This is a genomic window from Trebonia kvetii, from assembly GCF_007827045.1.
GTDB lineage: Bacteria > Actinomycetota > Actinomycetes > Streptosporangiales > Streptosporangiaceae > Trebonia > Trebonia kvetii.
The window spans coordinates 439,336-454,325 of record NZ_RPFW01000002.1; the positions used below are offsets into that span (position 1 = coordinate 439,336).

Here is a 14,990-nt window from a genome sequence, read left to right on the forward strand (position 1 = left end):
AAATTTCGCTGCTGCGGGGGGCCGCGTGGGCACCAGGAAACCGGCTCGGCGGACAGCATGGCTGACCGTGTCTTCCAGGCTGGCCTTCCTCGCCGCCGGCCTCGTGGCCCTGCTTGTCTTGGGGGCCCTGGCCGGACTCGTGGTGGACGCGCTCGAGGCAACCGCCCCGGTGATAGCGTCGTTCCAGGCCGATTGCGCCCCGGGCCAGTCGAACATCATCCTGAACTCACGCGCGGCCGATCCCAGGGCCTGCCAGTGGAATGATGCGGTGTCGCAGGATTTTTCCCGGACGCTGATGCTGCGGATCAGCGAGAATAAATCAGGGGCCTTCCATGCGACCACAACGATCACGACCGTCGCGGCCGACCCCCTGGTCAGAATGGTCCAGCAGGGTGACGGCCAGGACGCCGACGAATTTTACTCGGCTGTCGTCGGGTGGAGCGCTGCAGGGCAAGCGACGTTTGACTGGTCGGCGCCGACCGTAACGGTGAATAGCACTAGCTCGAAAGCCGTCATCTCCACGACGGGACAGCCGGCCAGCGGAATTCCTATTCCGTCCTCCGTGCAGCTGGTCATCGGCAATTACCGCATGCCGGCCACGGTAGAGGTCAGCACCCAGGACCGGGTCGTCGCCGGGGTGCCCGGCACCGCCGGGACTGGCACGGTAGCCAGCGAGAACGCTCACTCGCTCACGGTGCAGAACGTCCGCAACGAGCAGCTGCGAGTGAACTTGCAGCCCGGCGCCCCGCAGCCCTACTCCCGGCCGCCGGGGCCGGCCGGCGGGGCGTGGATCGGGCGCGCCGCGTCGGCCGCGTGGGCGCTGGTAAGCGGCTTCGCGGGCGCGATCGTCCCCGCGGGCGCGTGGATCGCCCTGTTCCTTGCCAGCCGGTTCGGGGCCTTCGGCGCTGCGGGCCGGAGACCGGCATGGCGCCGCATGGAGCGGGTACTCGGCGCTGTCATCGTGGCACACCTGGTGATCGCCGGATGCGGCCAGATAGCGACAACCGGCAGTACCGTCGCCAGCGCCCTGAATGATTACGCAAACCGCCTGGACAGCACGCTGGTAGTAAAAGCAGGACTGTGGAACATTGTTGAGTTTCCGCCTGTCGAGGGCGGAACTATCCTGCTGATCGTCATCAGCCTCGCCATCGCGGGCTGGGAGCCTCGCGGGGACTCCGACGGCCGTGAGCGCCCGCTGCCCTGGCTCCGCCCCCTCATTGCGGTGGTCGCGCTGGGGGCCGCCGTGGGGGGCTACGCGGCCATCGCCGGCGCGAGCATGCCGCCGGTTCCCGCCGAGGTGCTTCATGCCGGGAAGGCAGTGCCGGCCCCCAGTCCCTGGGCCCTGGCCGTGGAGATCCCCGTCGCCGCCGTGTCCATGCTGGCTGCCTTGTTCCTGGCGTCCGGGTGGGCCGCGGGCGCGGCCGTGGCCGGCCGGGCGGCCAGGGCCCGATGGGGCCGGGGCACCATCGGCGTGACAGCCCTCGTCATGTCGGTGGCACTGCCTGGCGCGGGGCTGGCCGGGGCGATTGCCATCACCTACGGGCACTACCCGATCGGGGGGGACACCCCAGCGCTGGCAGGCCCGGCAGTGTTCATCGCCGCGACGGCCGCGGCGGCGGTATTCGCGCTCGGGGCGGCCGCCGCGAGCCTCCCGTGGCGCCGGGCAGGCCTCCGGTACCGGCGGTACTGGATCGCCCCGCTGGCCGTGGCCCTGGCCGTTGCGGCGACGATCACCACTGACAGCGGCTATTTTCCGGCACTTCTGCGTTGGGGTGTCGTAATCATCACCGGCATGTTCATGGGGATGGCGGTCGCGCGCCTGGCAGTCATGGCGGTCGGGCCGCTTCGCCTCCCGGCGAGGGGGATGCCGCATCTGCGGGCCGTTGCCCTGCTGGCCGCGGTCATCGCCGTCCCCTGGGGGGAACTCGGCCAGCCCATCGCCCAACTCGGCTGGTGGGACCTGCAGACCTACGCCGACCGGATCGACGGGGTCCTCGGCCTGGTCCTGGTGGCGGCTGGCGTCGTTGCCCTGCGCCGGATGGGGCTGCTGCCCTGCCGGGACGAGGAGACCCTGGCGAGCCACCGGATACTCGGAATCGCCGCCTGGGTCGTGGCGCTGTCGGCTGGCTATGCCTTCGGCGGGGAAGGGAACCTGGCCACGGCGGCGGCGCTGGTCACGGCAGCCATCGGCGCCTGGCTCCTCATGCCGCGCAGCCAACTCAGCCGGGCCGCCGTCATCTTGAGCCAGCCCCGGGAAGACTCGGTCGCGGCAGTGCGCCAGTCCGTCGCAGCGGGGGTCGCGCGCCGCGCGCTTCCCAGCCTGGCCAAGACCATGCGGGATGAGGTAGCAGCCGGGACGACAGGCTTCGATGCGGCGCAAGAGAAGGTCACCGCACTGGAGGAACGCGCCGCCGCCGGCGCCGGGGAGTCGCCCGTAGCTGCGGACGAACGGGCGTTCGGCGCCCTGATCAGCGTCCGGCCCTGGGCGCGAGCCCGCTGGGGGCTTCGTTACGCCGTCCTGGCCGGCGCTCCCTGGGTGGTGCTCGGGCTGGTCGGAGCCTCCGTCGACCTCAGCGCGCCTGAAGGCTATCCCGAGCTGGCGCTCATCTCGGCGGTAGCACCGCTGGTCTTGCGCTGGGCCGGGTACGGCTTGCTCTTCGGCTACCTTTTCCCGCTCCTGCGCGGCCGGACAGGCATGGGCAAGAGCCTCTCGTTCTTCGCAGCCGCATCCGCACCGTCCATCCTCAGCACGCTGGCCAGCCCGCACAGCCATAGCCAGCAGTGGCACGCGGCGGCGATCCTGGTTATCCAGCTTCTGATCTTCGCCATGACCATGGGGCTCCTGGCCGACCTCGCTGTACTGCGCAAGAACGGGTTCACCCCGGGACGCCTAGTCGACCTGCACAGCCTTTGGGCCGTATCGGCCTGGGCATCGTCGGTCACGCTAGCCGTAGCCACGGGCATCGCCACCATCATCCTGGCCGGCCTGCAGCCGTTCGTGATCGGCATCGTCACCCCCAGCAATCCGAGTACTCCCAACACCCCGCCAGCGGCTACGAGTCATCCCTAGCACGCGCAGGCCCGCCCGGAAAACAGGGTCGCGCCGACGCGCTGCCGGCGTCGATTCGACGCGCGGGTTCCGGCCCTCGACGGTGTACTCGGGCCGCTGCAGTCGCGTGGTGACGCCTTCCGGTGACGTCCTGCGCCGCTGAGCAGTCCCGGCAGGATATCCCGCCTCCTGCGCGGCCGGTGAACAGGCAGGCGCCAGCCGGGACAGGCGAGGCAGCGAGTGCGTACGCCGGTCATGCGAGCACCCGGGGCGCGAAGGACCGGCGGCTGCCCGGGCCGCCCGCCGCATATGTCCGGTATACCGGACATCGCGACTCGCGTCTCAAGTGCCATTTCCACCCGGGATTTCTCGCGTTACACGGGACAGACGACCGGCGCGCTGGTGCAATTCCACGGTGCCCTTGAGGACGAGCGGACCCTCAGCCTGCGTGCCGCGGGCGGCGACCGGTCCGCCTTGGCTGCGCTACCGGGGCGGTGGGCCGCCACAGACAGGGCGTGGGCGCACGCGCAGCACGTCATCTACGCCTTGCAGGGCCTGAACCAGAACGTGATGACCGCCAGCGCGCAGCAGTTCCCGGAGATGGCGGCCCAGCTGCAGGCCGTCCGCAAGGGCGTGCAGGCTGGCCGGGAAACCCTGGCTCAGGTAGACGGCTTTTACACGAAATTCGGCGACCTCGGCGCGCCGTCGATGGTGCTGAACGCGACGGACGCGCCGGACGCCGCCGTCGCCGTGGACGCGCTGACAGCGGTGGACCTGCTGCCGGTCGTGGACCTGCACTCGTGCGCGGGACTAGGCGCCGCCTGGGCCGAGCGCGGGACCCTGACCACCGCGGAGCGGACCATGGTGGCGCGGCTGACCGGCGCGTCCCGCAACGACATGCAGTCGCTTGACAGCCGGCTGCCCGCCCGGGAGCAGTCGGCCTACCAGCGGCTTGCCGCAAGCAGTGCGTGGCAGGCCGCCACGGCAGGCGAGGACGAGCTGGCCGCCCGCGGACGCCTGGGCACCTCGGTGAGCGCCTGGCCTGGTCGCGAGCCAGACGCTGTCCCGGTCGGTGCTCCTGGGGCTGCTGGTACTGGCGCTGTCGGTGGGCGCGTTCGCGGCCGCATTCGCGCTGGCGAACGGGGTGGCCCGGCGGCTGCGCGCCAGCACGCTCGAGCTTGCCGACGTCCGCCTGCCGGCGATCGTGCGCCGCCTGGGCACCGGCGAGCAGATCGTCACTCCCCGTCCATCAGCAACGTTTTATCATCACGGTAGCGGTCACGAGTCGAATAAGTGGCCAAAATTCGAATAAGAAAGTTAATCGATAGGATCCGGCGATTCTGCTGCCGCTACGAGGGCGTTGAAGGCATCAACCCATTCTGTTACTTTGCGACAAGTTAACTCGGACAGAGGCGCCGCATGAGTCCGCGCCAAAATGACGCACTGCAGGTCAGAGGCACGATCATGCGTCAGGTCAACGCGGACGGGACACCGGCACTGCTGGCCTGGCACCCGGCTCACCCGCAGCCAGGTCTCCTGCACGGCGTCGTCGGCTTCGGTGAGCGACCCCAGCATGCGGTAGGCGATCGCACGCAGGTGCGGGCGCTGCCGTTCGAACTCCTCGACGAACTGGGCGTCCCAGGTTGGGTTGTCCGTCATTGTCAGCTCTTCTTGAACGCCTCGCGGCGGATCATCTGCCACAGTGTGGGTGCCCCTTCGGAGGTCGTCACCTCGATCGTCTTCCTGACGAACCTCGAGTCCCTGGCCTGCTCGAGCAGGCAGGCGGCGAGATCTTCCCTGCTGGTGAATACGCCGTCCAGGGGGCCGTCACTGACCTGGTAGGACGAGACCTGGCCGGCCTCGAAAAGCCCGGCGGACCGGATCACTGTCCAGTCGAGGTCGCTTGCGCGCAGGATGTCATTTGGTCACTGCCTGAACTTCAGCCACATCGGCCCGGACGACGATCAGGTGCGGGTGGGTAAAGGGGAACTCGGCCGGGCGGCGGGTCACGGCGGTGACCTCGTCGCCCGCGTCGAGGGCCTGCCTGACGAGCAGGCGGCCGGTGCCACCGTTGGCACCGAAAACGGAAAGTCGCATCGCGGAACTCCTACGTCAGTTGGCTGAACGCGGCGCCGGTCACGTCACGCCCCTACCGGGTTGTCGTAGCGCGGCACCCGCTTGTGACAGCACCTGCCGGACGGGCGTGACTGTCACCTTTTGACCACTAGGTCCGACTTCCTTGTTGGGCACGAAGAGCCTGCCCAGTCAAAGGAGCAGAACCTTGAGCACGTACGCAGAGACCCGGACCGAGGCATGGAACCGTAGAGCCGACCTGGGCGGCCAGGTTGACTTCACGATGATGTACATCGCCCACGACGCCTTCAGCCGCGACATCGCCCGCCTCATCACCGCCGCCGAAGGCGGCCAGGGGCTATCTTCGGCTGCTGTGGCGACATGGCGCCGGTTCAGCAAGCAGCTGCACGTCCACCACACAGCGGAAGACAAGGCCCTCTGGCCGCGCCTCGCCGCTGCGGTCGCCGAGCTGTCCGAGCGCCGGATCCTGGATGAGATGGAGGCTGAGCATGCCACCATCGATCCCCTGGTCGGGCAGATTGACGCCGCCATCGCCAGCGGCGACCGCGCGGCGCTGGCCAGCGGGCTCGTGACGCTGGGCAGTGGTCTGACCGCGCATATGATCCACGAGGAGACCGACGCGCTTCCGCTGCTGGACAGGCGTCTTGGGCAGGCGGGCTGGGACGCCTTCACCAGGGAGGTCCGCAGCCAACAGGGCGGGATCAAGGGTGCCGCCGAATACCTTCCGTGGGTGCTCGACGGGGCGACCGCACAGCTGGAGGTCACGGTGCTGCGGATGCTCCCGCCACCCGCTCGCTTGCTGTACCGCCGGATGTGGGCGCCCAGGTATCGCACGGCGGAACGCCTCGGGTGAGGCGCGGATCACGAGTGATTCATCGCACGTCGCATCACCTACGGCACGGTAGGAGGTGAAGATGTAACCGTGAACTCCTCGCCGCGGGCTGCGTCTGCCCCTGATCACCGTTACCTCCTCGACAACGCGCAGGCCGAGGCGGGCGAGCGGTTCGTCGCGCTGGCGGAGCTGTTCGACGGCGTGACGCGCGGGCATTTCGACCGCCTTGGGGTGGGGCCGGGATGGCGCTGCTGGGAGGTAGGGGCTGGAGGCCGCAGCATCCCCGAGGCGCTCGTCGCGGCCGTCGGACCGACCGGGTACGTACTGGCGACGGACATCAATCCAGCGTGGCTGGACCCGCATGGGACCTACGAGGTACGCCGGCACGACATCGTCGCGGATCCGCCGCCGGGGACGTTTGACCTGGTGCACGCCCGGCTTGTCCTCGTCCATGTGCCCAACCGCGCTCGAGCGCTGGCAACGATGGTGGCGGCGCTGCGGCCCGGCGGCTGGCTTCTGGTGGAGGATGCGGACACCGAGCTGCAGCCGCTGGTGTGCCTCGACGAAAGCGGCCCGGCGGAGCGGCGAGCCAACCGGCTGCGGCATGCCTTCCGGGAGTTGATGACACGCCGCGGCGCCGATCTGCGCTACGGCCGTACGCTGCCGAGGACGTTGCGCGAGGCCGGCCTGGTCGACGTCGCGGCGGCGGGCAGTTTCCCGGTCGGCGGGGCGGTCCTCGACCGCCTGGAGATGGCGACGATGCGCCAGGTCCGCGCCGAGCTGGTCGCCGCCCGGCTGGCCGATGAAGCCGAGATCGACGCGCACGTCGCGGCCGTCGGCGCCGGCGCGCTCGATCTCACCCTCGCACCGCTGATCTCGGCGTGGGGACGTCGCCCCGACTGAGGTGATCCTGGTCGCCGGTGCGCCGAGCTCGGCCGCGAGCGTAACTGCTCAGCCGACGACTGGTCGCCTGTGCGTCAATCGGGGTATCGACCTGTTCGCGAGGATCCACGCAGGTCCGCAGCGACAACCTGGAGGTGACCTGATGACCGCACCCATGAGCTGGCCGTCCCTGCCGCTTGAGCAATGGCAGCCGACGCGCGACACCGTTCACTTGTGGACTCAGATGGTCGGAAAAACCCGCCTCGCGCTCGCGCCTCAGGCCAACCACTGGTGGAGTTCGGCTCTGTACGTCACCGCCCGCGGCCTGACGACATCCCTGATGCCCTACCGTGGCGGCGGTGCGGAGATCGAATTCGACTTCACTCGTCACGAGCTGATCATCACTACCACTAACGGCGCCACGCGCCGGGTGCCACTGGGACCGCGGACGGTCGCTGACTTCTACGCCGAGTACCGCTCGCACCTCGATGCCCTCGGCATTGACGTGGTCATCCACCCGATGCCGAACGAGATCCCCGACGCTATCGCCTTTGACGCCGATACGGTCCATGACCAGTACGATCCCGAGGCCATGCACAAATTCTGGCTGTCCCTTGTCAGTGCGCACCGGGTCATGAGCCAGTTCCGTGCCGGGTGGCGGGGAAAGGACAGCCCGGTGCACTTCTTCTGGGGCGCCTTCGACCTGGCGGTCACCCGGTTCTCCGGCCGGCCCGCGCCCAAGCACCCGGGCGGCATCCCTAACTGCCCGGACCCTGTCATGGCCGAGGCCTACTGTGCTGAGCTTTCCAGTTGCGGCTACTGGCCCGGCGCCGCCGCGGAGGGCATCTTCTACTCTTACGCTTATCCCCTGCTCGAGGGGTTCAGCGAGCAGGGGGTCTCCCCCGACATGGCCTATTTCGACGAGCAGCTCGGCGAGTTCGTCCTGCCGTATGCCGCCGTCAGGACGGCCAGCGACCCTGAGGCCTGCCTGCTCAGCTTCCTGGAAACGACCTTCCAGGCCGCGTACCAGCTGGCTCGATGGCCTTCTGCTGACGGGTAGCCGAGCCCCGGGTTGGCGATCGCGCGACACCTCGCGTCTTCCAGTCACTACGGGCCAGATTCAGTGAGTGGGAGAACTTTTGGTTCAGCCTGTTTCACTGAATCTGGCCCGTAAACAACGGTCAGGACCTTCTCAGCGGTCGCTTGGGGCGAGCGCCGCCCCGCTGACCGGGCGCTGCGGGGCAGACGTGCCGGCGACCGCGGGGTCGTCGCGGCGGGTCCGGATGGCGAGCGCAGTTATGGCGAGCATGACCAGCGTGAACCCGGCAGCGACGAGGAACCCACGGCTAATGCCAGCCGCAAGGGCGTCGTGATACAGGAGACACGCAACTGGCCAGGCCTCGGGGCGTGACCCAGGCGGGCCGCTGCGGCCGCGGCTCGAGCCAACTTGGCCGCGTAGGGTGTTCGCCGCCACGGTCCAGGTCACGGTGCCGAGCACGGCCAGTCCGATCGCGCCGCCGATCTGCTGGCCGGCATTGAGCAAACTGGAGGCGAGGCCGGAGTCCTCATCGCGCACCCGGTTGAGCGCGACCAGGGAAAGCGGGACGAACACCGTGCCTATGCCGGCCGCGGTTAGCACAATTGGACCAAGCAAACCGCCAACATAGGTCACATGCGCGCTGATACGGGAGAACCAAAACAGCCCGATGGTGGTGCACGCGGCGCCCGCCAGGAGCAGCGGCCTGGCCCCAGTACGGGCGATCAGGTTGCTGACGATCCCGGAGGCCACCGCCACGGTCCCGGCAAACGGGAGGAAGGCCAGGCCTGACCTCAGCGCGCTAAAGCCGAGCACCACCTGCATGAAGATGGTCAGGAAGAAGAGTACGCCGAACAACACGGTCGCGACGATGAGCATGATCACGAATGCGGCCGAGCGGCTGCGGTCGGAGAAGATGCGCAGCGGCATCAGCGGGTTGCGGCTCCGTCGCTCGATGACCACGAAGCTGACGAGCAGTACCGCCGACGCCGCCAGCGAGGCCAGTACTTTCGTGTCGGCCCAGTGCGAAATCCCGCGCTGGTCGGTGCCCGCGCTGGACAGGCCGTATACGAGCAGCGCCACGCCGGCGGTACCGGCGATAGCCTCGCTGAGGTCGAAGCGGCCTAGGCGACGGGCTGACTCCGGCAGGACGGATGTCGCGGCGGCTATGCCGATGCCGATCGGCACGTTCACGAACAGCACCCACCGCCAGGACACGTAGGTGGTCAGCAGCCCGCCGAGAACTAGGCCGATCGCCGCACCGCCCCCGCTCATCGCGGCATAGACGCCCATCGCCCGGTTTCGGGCCGGCCCCTCGGCGAAGGTCGTGGTGATCAGTGCGAGTGCGGTGGGCGCGATCATCGCGCCGCCGGCGCCCTGAACCGCCCGCGTGCTCAGCAGCCAGGCCTGCGAGGTGGCAAAGCCACCTGCCAGCGAGGCAGCCGAGAACAGCAGCAGCCCTGCGACGAGCACCCGGCGGCGGCCGAGCAGATCCCCGGCCCGGCCGCCAAGCAGCATCAGCCCGCCGAAGCTGAGCGCGTACGCGTTGACCACCCACTCCAGGCCCGTTCCGGAGAACCCGAGCGCAAGCGTCCCTGCCAGCGCCAGGCGCCCGCGACAGCCTGCAGCCCGTAGGCCATCGCGTAGGGATCGCCGCTGGCCAGGCTCGCATCCCGCGCCGCCTCGGACTCCTTCATGGCAGGCTCGGGTCCGGACGTGGACAACAAGTGCAGGCACTGCGCTGCCAGGCCGTGGAACCGGGCCCGTTCGGCCTGGCTGAGATCGCAGTCGTCCAGCTCCCGGCGCGCCTCCTCCAGTGCCGCCTGAACGCGACCCTGGTTGAGGATGGACTGAGCCAGGACCCAGCCCAGCTTCCCCCGTGACCCGCGGTCAGGGCCGACGGCAAGCGCCTTCGCGGCGGTCGCCTCGGCCGCGGTGTACCGGCCCGCGCGCAGCAGCGCGTTCGCCAGCGCGAGCCGCAACGGGGCGGCCAGGTCGCCTGCCGCCCCGGCCGTGTCGCATACCCGGGCGAGCAGGTCGGCTGCCAAATCCGGAGCGCGGGCAGTGAGCTGACCGGCCGACCTGACCAGCCACTCCACGGTCCTTGGGTCGAGAGTCGTGCCAGCCAGGAGGTGCTGGGCGGCTCGCTCCACCGGGACCCCGGCGGCCGCCAGGGCCTGTCCGGCTTGCAGGTGCAGCGCGCTGCGGGCGGACGCGGGCAGGCTCTCATAGAGCGCCTGGCGGATTACCTCGTGCCGGAACGCCAGCCGATCGGACTCGGCGGCCAGCACGCCGGCCGCGGCAGCCTCCTGGATCACGCCAAGGAATTCCAGTGGCGGTGTAGCCAGCACGGCCGAAAGCTCAGCAACGGTAAAGCTTGGCCCGAGAACTGCCGCGAGCTGAAGGATCTGGCGCGCCTGACTGGACAGTCCTGCCAGCCGCCGGGTGACCACCGCGATCAGCGACTCGGGCATGGTGGCGCTTGCTCGGGCATCTGGGCCGGTGCCCTGCGCTTCATCCGGCGCCTGCCCGGAGTTACCCGTGAGTGTTCGCGCTAGCTCGATCACGTACAGCGGGTTGCCCCCCGCAGCGGTGACCGCGTCGCGCAGGCCTGCTCCTGCCTTGGCGCCGACCACCTGCCCCGCCAGCGTGGCGATCGACGTCTCGTCAAGCGGGCCAAGCGTCAGCGCATCCGCGCCGCGGGCCTCCCAGCTGCGCACTAGGGGTGCCAGATCAGCTCCACGCCCACCGGAGCGTCGGGCGGCGGCCAGCAGCAGCGGCAGCTGACCAGCTACCCGGCCGAGCCGGTGCAGCACCAGCACACTCGCCGAATCGGCCCACTGCAGGTCATCGACCGCCAGCACGACAGGAGCCGCCGCGCACCACCCGTCGACCAGCCCCAGGATCGCTTCGGTGACGAGGAACTCGGCATCTGCCGCTGGAAAGGTGCCGCCCGCCGGGCGGCCAGCGCCTCGGATCAGGCCGGCGATCTCGGTCACCTGCGGGTCGGCAGAAGTGCTGGAAAGACCGAGGCAGTTCGAGACGGCCGCGAACGGTACCCGCATTTCCAATTCCTCGGCCGCGCCGGAAGCGAGCCGAAGTTCCACAGGTCGTGGCCGCGGTGCATGTGGCCTGGGTTGGCCTCGGCGAGCTTGCGCGGGTTGGGGCCGTCGCCGGTCTCGTCCATGACGACGTAGGTGCTGCCGTCCGGGCGGGGCATGAGCAGCCGCCGGCTCCGCCGGCATGCTCAGCGCCCTGTCCGGGCACGACGTCGACGTGGCGTTCGCCGGTTCCGCCCGCCCCCTGCCCCGCGAGTACGCCAGCCGCACGCTGCTGCACGTCCCCCAGCTGCTCGCGGTCCCCGCCGGGCACGCGCTCGCCGGAAAGCGCGCGGTCGGGATCCGCCAGCTGGAGCACGAGACCTTCATCGACCTGCCGCCCGGATTCGCCATGCGCACCGTCGCCGACGAGGTCTTCACCGCCTACGGGATGCGCCGCGCTATCGCCGCGGAAGTCGGCGGCATCGATGCCATCGCCGCGTTCGTCCGCGCCGGCGTCGGCATCGCCATCCTGCCCGTCTACGCCATCACACCGCACGGGGACCTACGCGCGGTCAAGGTCCGCGAGCACGACTTCCGCTGGTCGCTCAACGCCGTCGTGCTGCGCCGCCGCCGCCTCACCGCAGCGGCAGCGGCGCTGCTCGAGCTTGCCGGCGCGCATTTGATCGAGCAGCCTGGCGTGGAACGCCCGTCCTGAGCGCCAGGCCCCGCAGGCTTGCGGCGGTTACCGAACTGCCGCGCTCCGGAGCTGCCCAGACTGTGACGGATCCATCACGGCCAGGTTGAAAATGGCTCAATGAACACCGGGGACCAGTGGCAGCAGGAGGGCCTTCGCCACTGAATCCGACCGATCCGGATCCGGTTTCCGCTGGGGCAACTGTGCTTGATGCGCTATCCGCCGCATTCATCCGGTTTGCTGTAATCAGCCTGGTAAGGGCGTGTTTTTCATGGCAGGATAACGACATCCTCAGCATAGGCAGGACATTACCCGCCTGCTTGCCAGGCCGGCTGATTCAGGGGGGAATCGATGACCGCGACCGACCCAGTACACAGCGAGACCGAGACGCATACGTGGTCGGTCAATGTTCCCAATCATCCCCAGCGGGCGGACTCCCCCGAGTACGTCGCGGCGAAGAAAAAAATGAACGAGATCGCGGCGCAGGCTCCGGGTCTGCTTTACGGTTCCGGCCCGTTCCAGGACCACCACGGCAGCGCCCTGTGGCTGAAAGACAGCCAGGGCTGGTTCATGGTCCGCAACCTCGCCGGCATCGAATGGTCCGCGCAATTTTGTGCCAACCCGGTCAAAGTAGACCTGCTTCGCCAGAACGCCAAACGGCTGTATGACCTTCTCGCGCCGGAGCTCAAGCAAGAACTCGACCCCAACGGCCTGCTCGACACGCCGATCACAGACGCCGATGGGGTCGCGAAGTGGACCGATTCGATATTCAACGCCGGGGTTCCGCTGCACCCAAGCTTCCACATCGGCGTCATGCCGATGGGTAAGGCGCACGCGCAGAATCCGCCCGCGACAGCGGACGCGCAGAATTCTCCCGACATCAGCGACCAGGCGCAGGCTGCTGCCGCGCCCGGCGACCCGGAGCCGGCAGGCGTCCACCATTACCCCACGCCCATCGTCGACATCCAATTGTTCAAGTACGACGATTTCCAGCTCTGGGTGACCGACAGCGAGGGCAACCCGGCCGCCGTCACCCCGGTCGGCGCGCGCGGCAGCGGCGTCGCGAGCGTCCATGTCCAGTACGCGACACCGGGATCGCAACTGGCGCAGCAGAAGCACGAACAGGAAAGCGCGGGCGGCGCGCTGATCCTGCCCGCCGATCACCCGCTGGCGCAGCAGGCCTTCCAGAACCAGTAACGGCTCCCCCGGGCCACGGCCGGTGAACAACGACTGGCGGCGGACCAGCAGGACTGCCGGGTCCGCCGCCAATCGCACTCAGGACGACAGCTATGGGTTCGGCGTTACCTGTCCGCGCCAGCTGTTGCCGGTCCAGGCCTCGCTGATCGCCACATCGCTGTTCGCTGCGGTGGGGTAATAGTCATAGCCGACCTCTTCGCACAAGGTGGCGCTGACACACGACACGTGCTGGAGGACGCCGCCGAGCCTGGCGGTCTGGGCTGCCTGCTGGGTAGTCCAGGCGCTCCCATGCCAGGCCTTGATCAGCTGATACGAGTGACCCGTGACGGAGGGGTTGCCAACTGCTGTCGCACCGGTGATCGGTGGCGCTCTTCGGTACTCACCAACGACGGGATGCGCGGCAGAAATGGCGGCATCTAAGAGTTCGATGGCGAGCCGGAATGTCACTGAGGCTCGATATCATGTTCTCACTGACGTCGGCGCTCGGGAAGGAAGCCGGGGCTGGGAAGGAGAAGGTAGCGGTGGTGATCGTGCAGGCGTACCGGTTCGCGCTCGACCCATCTCCGGGGCAGCAGCGGGCGCTGCGCTCGCGCGCGGGCGCGGCGCGGTTCGCCTGGAACTGGGCCCAGGCGGCGTGCCTGGAACGCTACCGCGCGGAACGCAGGCGGTATTCCGGCGCCGAGCTGCACAAGCGGTGGAACGCGCAGAAGAAGGCCGACCCGGCCCTGGCCTGGTGGGAGCAGAACTCCAAGTGCGCCTACCAGGAGGCGTTCCGGGACCTGGACCGGGCGCTGCGGGAGTTCACCAGGTCGAACAAGGGCGAGCGGCCGGGGCGCCGGCTGGGGTTCCCGCGGTTCAAGAAGCGGGGCAGGTGCCGGGATTCGTTCGGGCTGACCGGGACGCTGCGCTGCGGGCGGGGCACGGTCACCCTGCCGCGGCTCGGGGTGATCCGGACCCATGAATCGACCCGGAAGCTGGCCCGGCGGCTGGAGGACGGCACCGCCCGGATCCTGTCCGCGACGGTGTCGCGGACGGCGCAGCGCTGGTTCGTGTCGTTCACCGTTGAGGTTGACCGGGCCGTCCCTGACCGTCATCCCCGCCCCGGCTCCGCGATCGGGATCGACCTGGGCGTCAAGGCGCTGCTCACCGGCGCCGACGACACGGGCACGGTGATCACCGTCCCCGGCCCGCGGCCGCTGAGGGCGGGGCTGCGCCGGCTGCGGCGCGCCGCCCGCGCGCACGCCCGGAAGAAACCGGGTTCGGCGGGCCGCCGCGAGGCGGCCGCCCGGCTGGCCCGCCTGCACGCCCGGGTCGCGAACCTGCGCGCCGACGCACTGCACAAGGCCACCACGATGCTCGCCGCCCGCTACGAGACGATCGTCGCCGAGGACCTGAACGTGGCCGGGATGACCCGCAACCGCCGCCTCGCCCGCGCCCTATCGGACCAGGGATTCGGGACCGCCCGGCGGATGCTGGCCTACAAGACCGCCTGGCAGGGCGGGACGCTGGTCCTCGCAGACCGGTGGTTTCCTTCCTCGAAGAAATGCTCGGCCTGCGGCACGGTGAAAGCCAAGCTGGCCCTGGCCGAGCGCATTTACCGGTGCGACGCGTGCGGCCTGGTCCTGGACCGGGACGTGAACGCCGCCCGGAACCTGCTGTCCCTCGCCGCCAGTGGGGCGGAGAGGCGAAACGCCGGGGGAGGGACTATAAGACCGCGCCCCGCGCGGCACGACCCGCCGAACCCGGAACCCGGCACCCCTCGCAGGGACAAGCCCGGGACCGCCGCCCGGCAACAGGCGGCTGCGGCATAAGCGCCAAGAAGCACTCAACCGCAACGGTAGGTGAAACCGGACGCGACGCATCGATTAGCGGCCGGGCACGAGACCCCGAGGAAGCCAGACGGGGCTCCACGGAGAGTCGACAGGTGCCAACCGCCGCCGCTCCACGTGTCGGCGAACGCGTGGTAGTACCCCTGCGCGGTGTTGTCTACGGTCTGGCCGACCGCGACGCACTCATTGGCTGTCGGGCACGAGATTCCCTGGAAGAGGACCTGGGATTGGCCCGCGATCGCCGGGACGGCGAGGAGCCGCCAGTTCACGCCGGTCGAGCTCATACTCGCCGACCGCCATGCAGAACGCGGCCACCGGGCAGGAGTCGCTGCCGAG

14 protein-coding genes and 1 pseudogene are annotated in these 14,990 nt (G+C 69.4%); 8 read left to right on the top strand and 7 right to left on the bottom strand.

From position 1 onward, the window contains the following. The first annotated feature begins 67 nt into the window (after positions 1-67). A complete protein-coding gene (locus tag EAS64_RS10680; protein ID WP_145852780.1) occupies positions 68-3,070 on the top strand; it encodes a hypothetical protein in 3,003 nt (1,000 codons plus the stop codon). A 381-nt stretch (positions 3,071-3,451) separates the two neighbouring features. Next, positions 3,452-4,324, top strand: coding sequence for a nitrate- and nitrite sensing domain-containing protein (locus EAS64_RS10685; RefSeq protein WP_187365832.1), 873 nt, complete (start codon positions 3,452-3,454; stop codon positions 4,322-4,324). A 237-nt stretch (positions 4,325-4,561) separates the two neighbouring features. On the opposite strand, the pseudogene EAS64_RS46685 reads toward EAS64_RS10685, so the two are convergent. The 3 genes and pseudogenes from EAS64_RS46685 to EAS64_RS44650 all read right to left on the bottom strand — a co-directional run. Then, a pseudogene (locus EAS64_RS46685) lies at positions 4,562-4,708 on the bottom strand (sigma factor); the annotation flags it as partial. A 2-nt stretch (positions 4,709-4,710) separates the two neighbouring features. Continuing rightward, positions 4,711-4,965, bottom strand: coding sequence for an NAD(P)H-binding protein (locus tag EAS64_RS44645; protein ID WP_342782044.1), 255 nt, complete (start codon positions 4,963-4,965; stop codon positions 4,711-4,713). Between the two features lies 1 nt (position 4,966). Further along, positions 4,967-5,146, bottom strand: a complete 180-nt coding sequence (locus EAS64_RS44650) for an NAD(P)H-binding protein (protein ID WP_222849191.1) — start codon at positions 5,144-5,146, stop codon at positions 4,967-4,969. 184 nt (positions 5,147-5,330) lie between these two features. Here EAS64_RS44650 and EAS64_RS10700 point away from each other — a divergent pair, with 184 nt between their 5' ends. The 3 genes from EAS64_RS10700 (at position 5,331) to EAS64_RS10710 (ending at position 7,917) form a co-directional block, all read left to right on the top strand. Next, the gene (locus tag EAS64_RS10700) at positions 5,331-5,996 is read left to right on the top strand and encodes a hemerythrin domain-containing protein (protein ID WP_145852782.1); all 666 of its coding nucleotides are present in this window, start codon (positions 5,331-5,333) and stop codon (positions 5,994-5,996) included. Between the two features lie 69 nt (positions 5,997-6,065). Next, on the top strand, positions 6,066-6,878 hold the full coding sequence (locus tag EAS64_RS10705) for a methyltransferase domain-containing protein (RefSeq protein ID WP_145852783.1): 813 nt from the start codon (positions 6,066-6,068) through the stop codon (positions 6,876-6,878). Between the two features lie 142 nt (positions 6,879-7,020). Further along, positions 7,021-7,917, top strand: a complete 897-nt coding sequence (locus EAS64_RS10710) for a DUF5996 family protein (RefSeq protein ID WP_145852784.1) — start codon at positions 7,021-7,023, stop codon at positions 7,915-7,917. Positions 7,918-8,049: 132 nt separating this feature from the next. On the opposite strand, the gene EAS64_RS10715 is transcribed toward EAS64_RS10710, so the two are convergent. Further along, a complete protein-coding gene (locus EAS64_RS10715) occupies positions 8,050-9,447 on the bottom strand; it encodes an MFS transporter (RefSeq protein WP_187365833.1) in 1,398 nt (465 codons plus the stop codon). After that, positions 9,411-10,958, bottom strand: coding sequence for an ATP-binding protein (locus EAS64_RS10720; protein ID WP_187365834.1), 1,548 nt, complete (start codon positions 10,956-10,958; stop codon positions 9,411-9,413). The genes EAS64_RS10715 and EAS64_RS10720 overlap by 37 nt, the downstream gene beginning before the upstream one ends. A gap of 178 nt (positions 10,959-11,136) precedes the next feature. Here EAS64_RS10720 and EAS64_RS10725 point away from each other — a divergent pair, with 178 nt between their 5' ends. Together EAS64_RS10725 and EAS64_RS10730 are read left to right on the top strand one after the other, a co-directional pair. Further along, entirely contained in the window at positions 11,137-11,649 is a 513-nt protein-coding gene (locus EAS64_RS10725) for a LysR family transcriptional regulator substrate-binding protein (protein WP_145852786.1), read from the top strand. A 330-nt stretch (positions 11,650-11,979) separates the two neighbouring features. Continuing rightward, positions 11,980-12,825, top strand: coding sequence for a DUF6424 family protein (locus EAS64_RS10730; protein ID WP_145852787.1), 846 nt, complete (start codon positions 11,980-11,982; stop codon positions 12,823-12,825). A 90-nt stretch (positions 12,826-12,915) separates the two neighbouring features. On the opposite strand, the gene EAS64_RS10735 is transcribed toward EAS64_RS10730, so the two are convergent. Continuing rightward, a complete protein-coding gene (locus EAS64_RS10735; RefSeq protein WP_145852788.1) occupies positions 12,916-13,272 on the bottom strand; it encodes a hypothetical protein in 357 nt (118 codons plus the stop codon). A 14-nt stretch (positions 13,273-13,286) separates the two neighbouring features. Here EAS64_RS10735 and tnpB point away from each other — a divergent pair, with 14 nt between their 5' ends. Beyond that, a complete protein-coding gene (gene tnpB / locus EAS64_RS10740) occupies positions 13,287-14,636 on the top strand; it encodes an IS607 family element RNA-guided endonuclease TnpB (protein WP_222849192.1) in 1,350 nt (449 codons plus the stop codon). A gap of 14 nt (positions 14,637-14,650) precedes the next feature. Here the strand turns inward: tnpB and EAS64_RS10745 are convergent, their stop codons facing one another. Continuing rightward, positions 14,651-14,938 (bottom strand): hypothetical protein, encoded by a 288-nt coding sequence (locus EAS64_RS10745; RefSeq protein ID WP_145852789.1) that lies wholly within the window; start codon positions 14,936-14,938, stop codon positions 14,651-14,653. Positions 14,939-14,990: the final 52 nt, after the last annotated feature.

What these genes read in the sequence shown, in the direction of transcription:
- EAS64_RS10745 (WP_145852789.1), bottom strand. Translation starts at nt 14,938, where the DNA reads ATGAGCTCGACCGGCGTGAACTGGCGGCTCCTCGCCGTCCCGGCGATC.
- tnpB (WP_222849192.1), top strand. Translation starts at nt 13,287, where the DNA reads ATGTTCTCACTGACGTCGGCGCTCGGGAAGGAAGCCGGGGCTGGGAAG.
- EAS64_RS10710 (WP_145852784.1), top strand. Translation starts at nt 7,021, where the DNA reads ATGACCGCACCCATGAGCTGGCCGTCCCTGCCGCTTGAGCAATGGCAG.
- EAS64_RS10725 (WP_145852786.1), top strand. Translation starts at nt 11,137, where the DNA reads ATGCTCAGCGCCCTGTCCGGGCACGACGTCGACGTGGCGTTCGCCGGT.
- EAS64_RS44650 (WP_222849191.1), bottom strand. Translation starts at nt 5,146, where the DNA reads ATGCGACTTTCCGTTTTCGGTGCCAACGGTGGCACCGGCCGCCTGCTC.
- EAS64_RS10730 (WP_145852787.1), top strand. Translation starts at nt 11,980, where the DNA reads ATGACCGCGACCGACCCAGTACACAGCGAGACCGAGACGCATACGTGG.
- EAS64_RS10720 (WP_187365834.1), bottom strand. Translation starts at nt 10,958, where the DNA reads ATGCGGGTACCGTTCGCGGCCGTCTCGAACTGCCTCGGTCTTTCCAGC.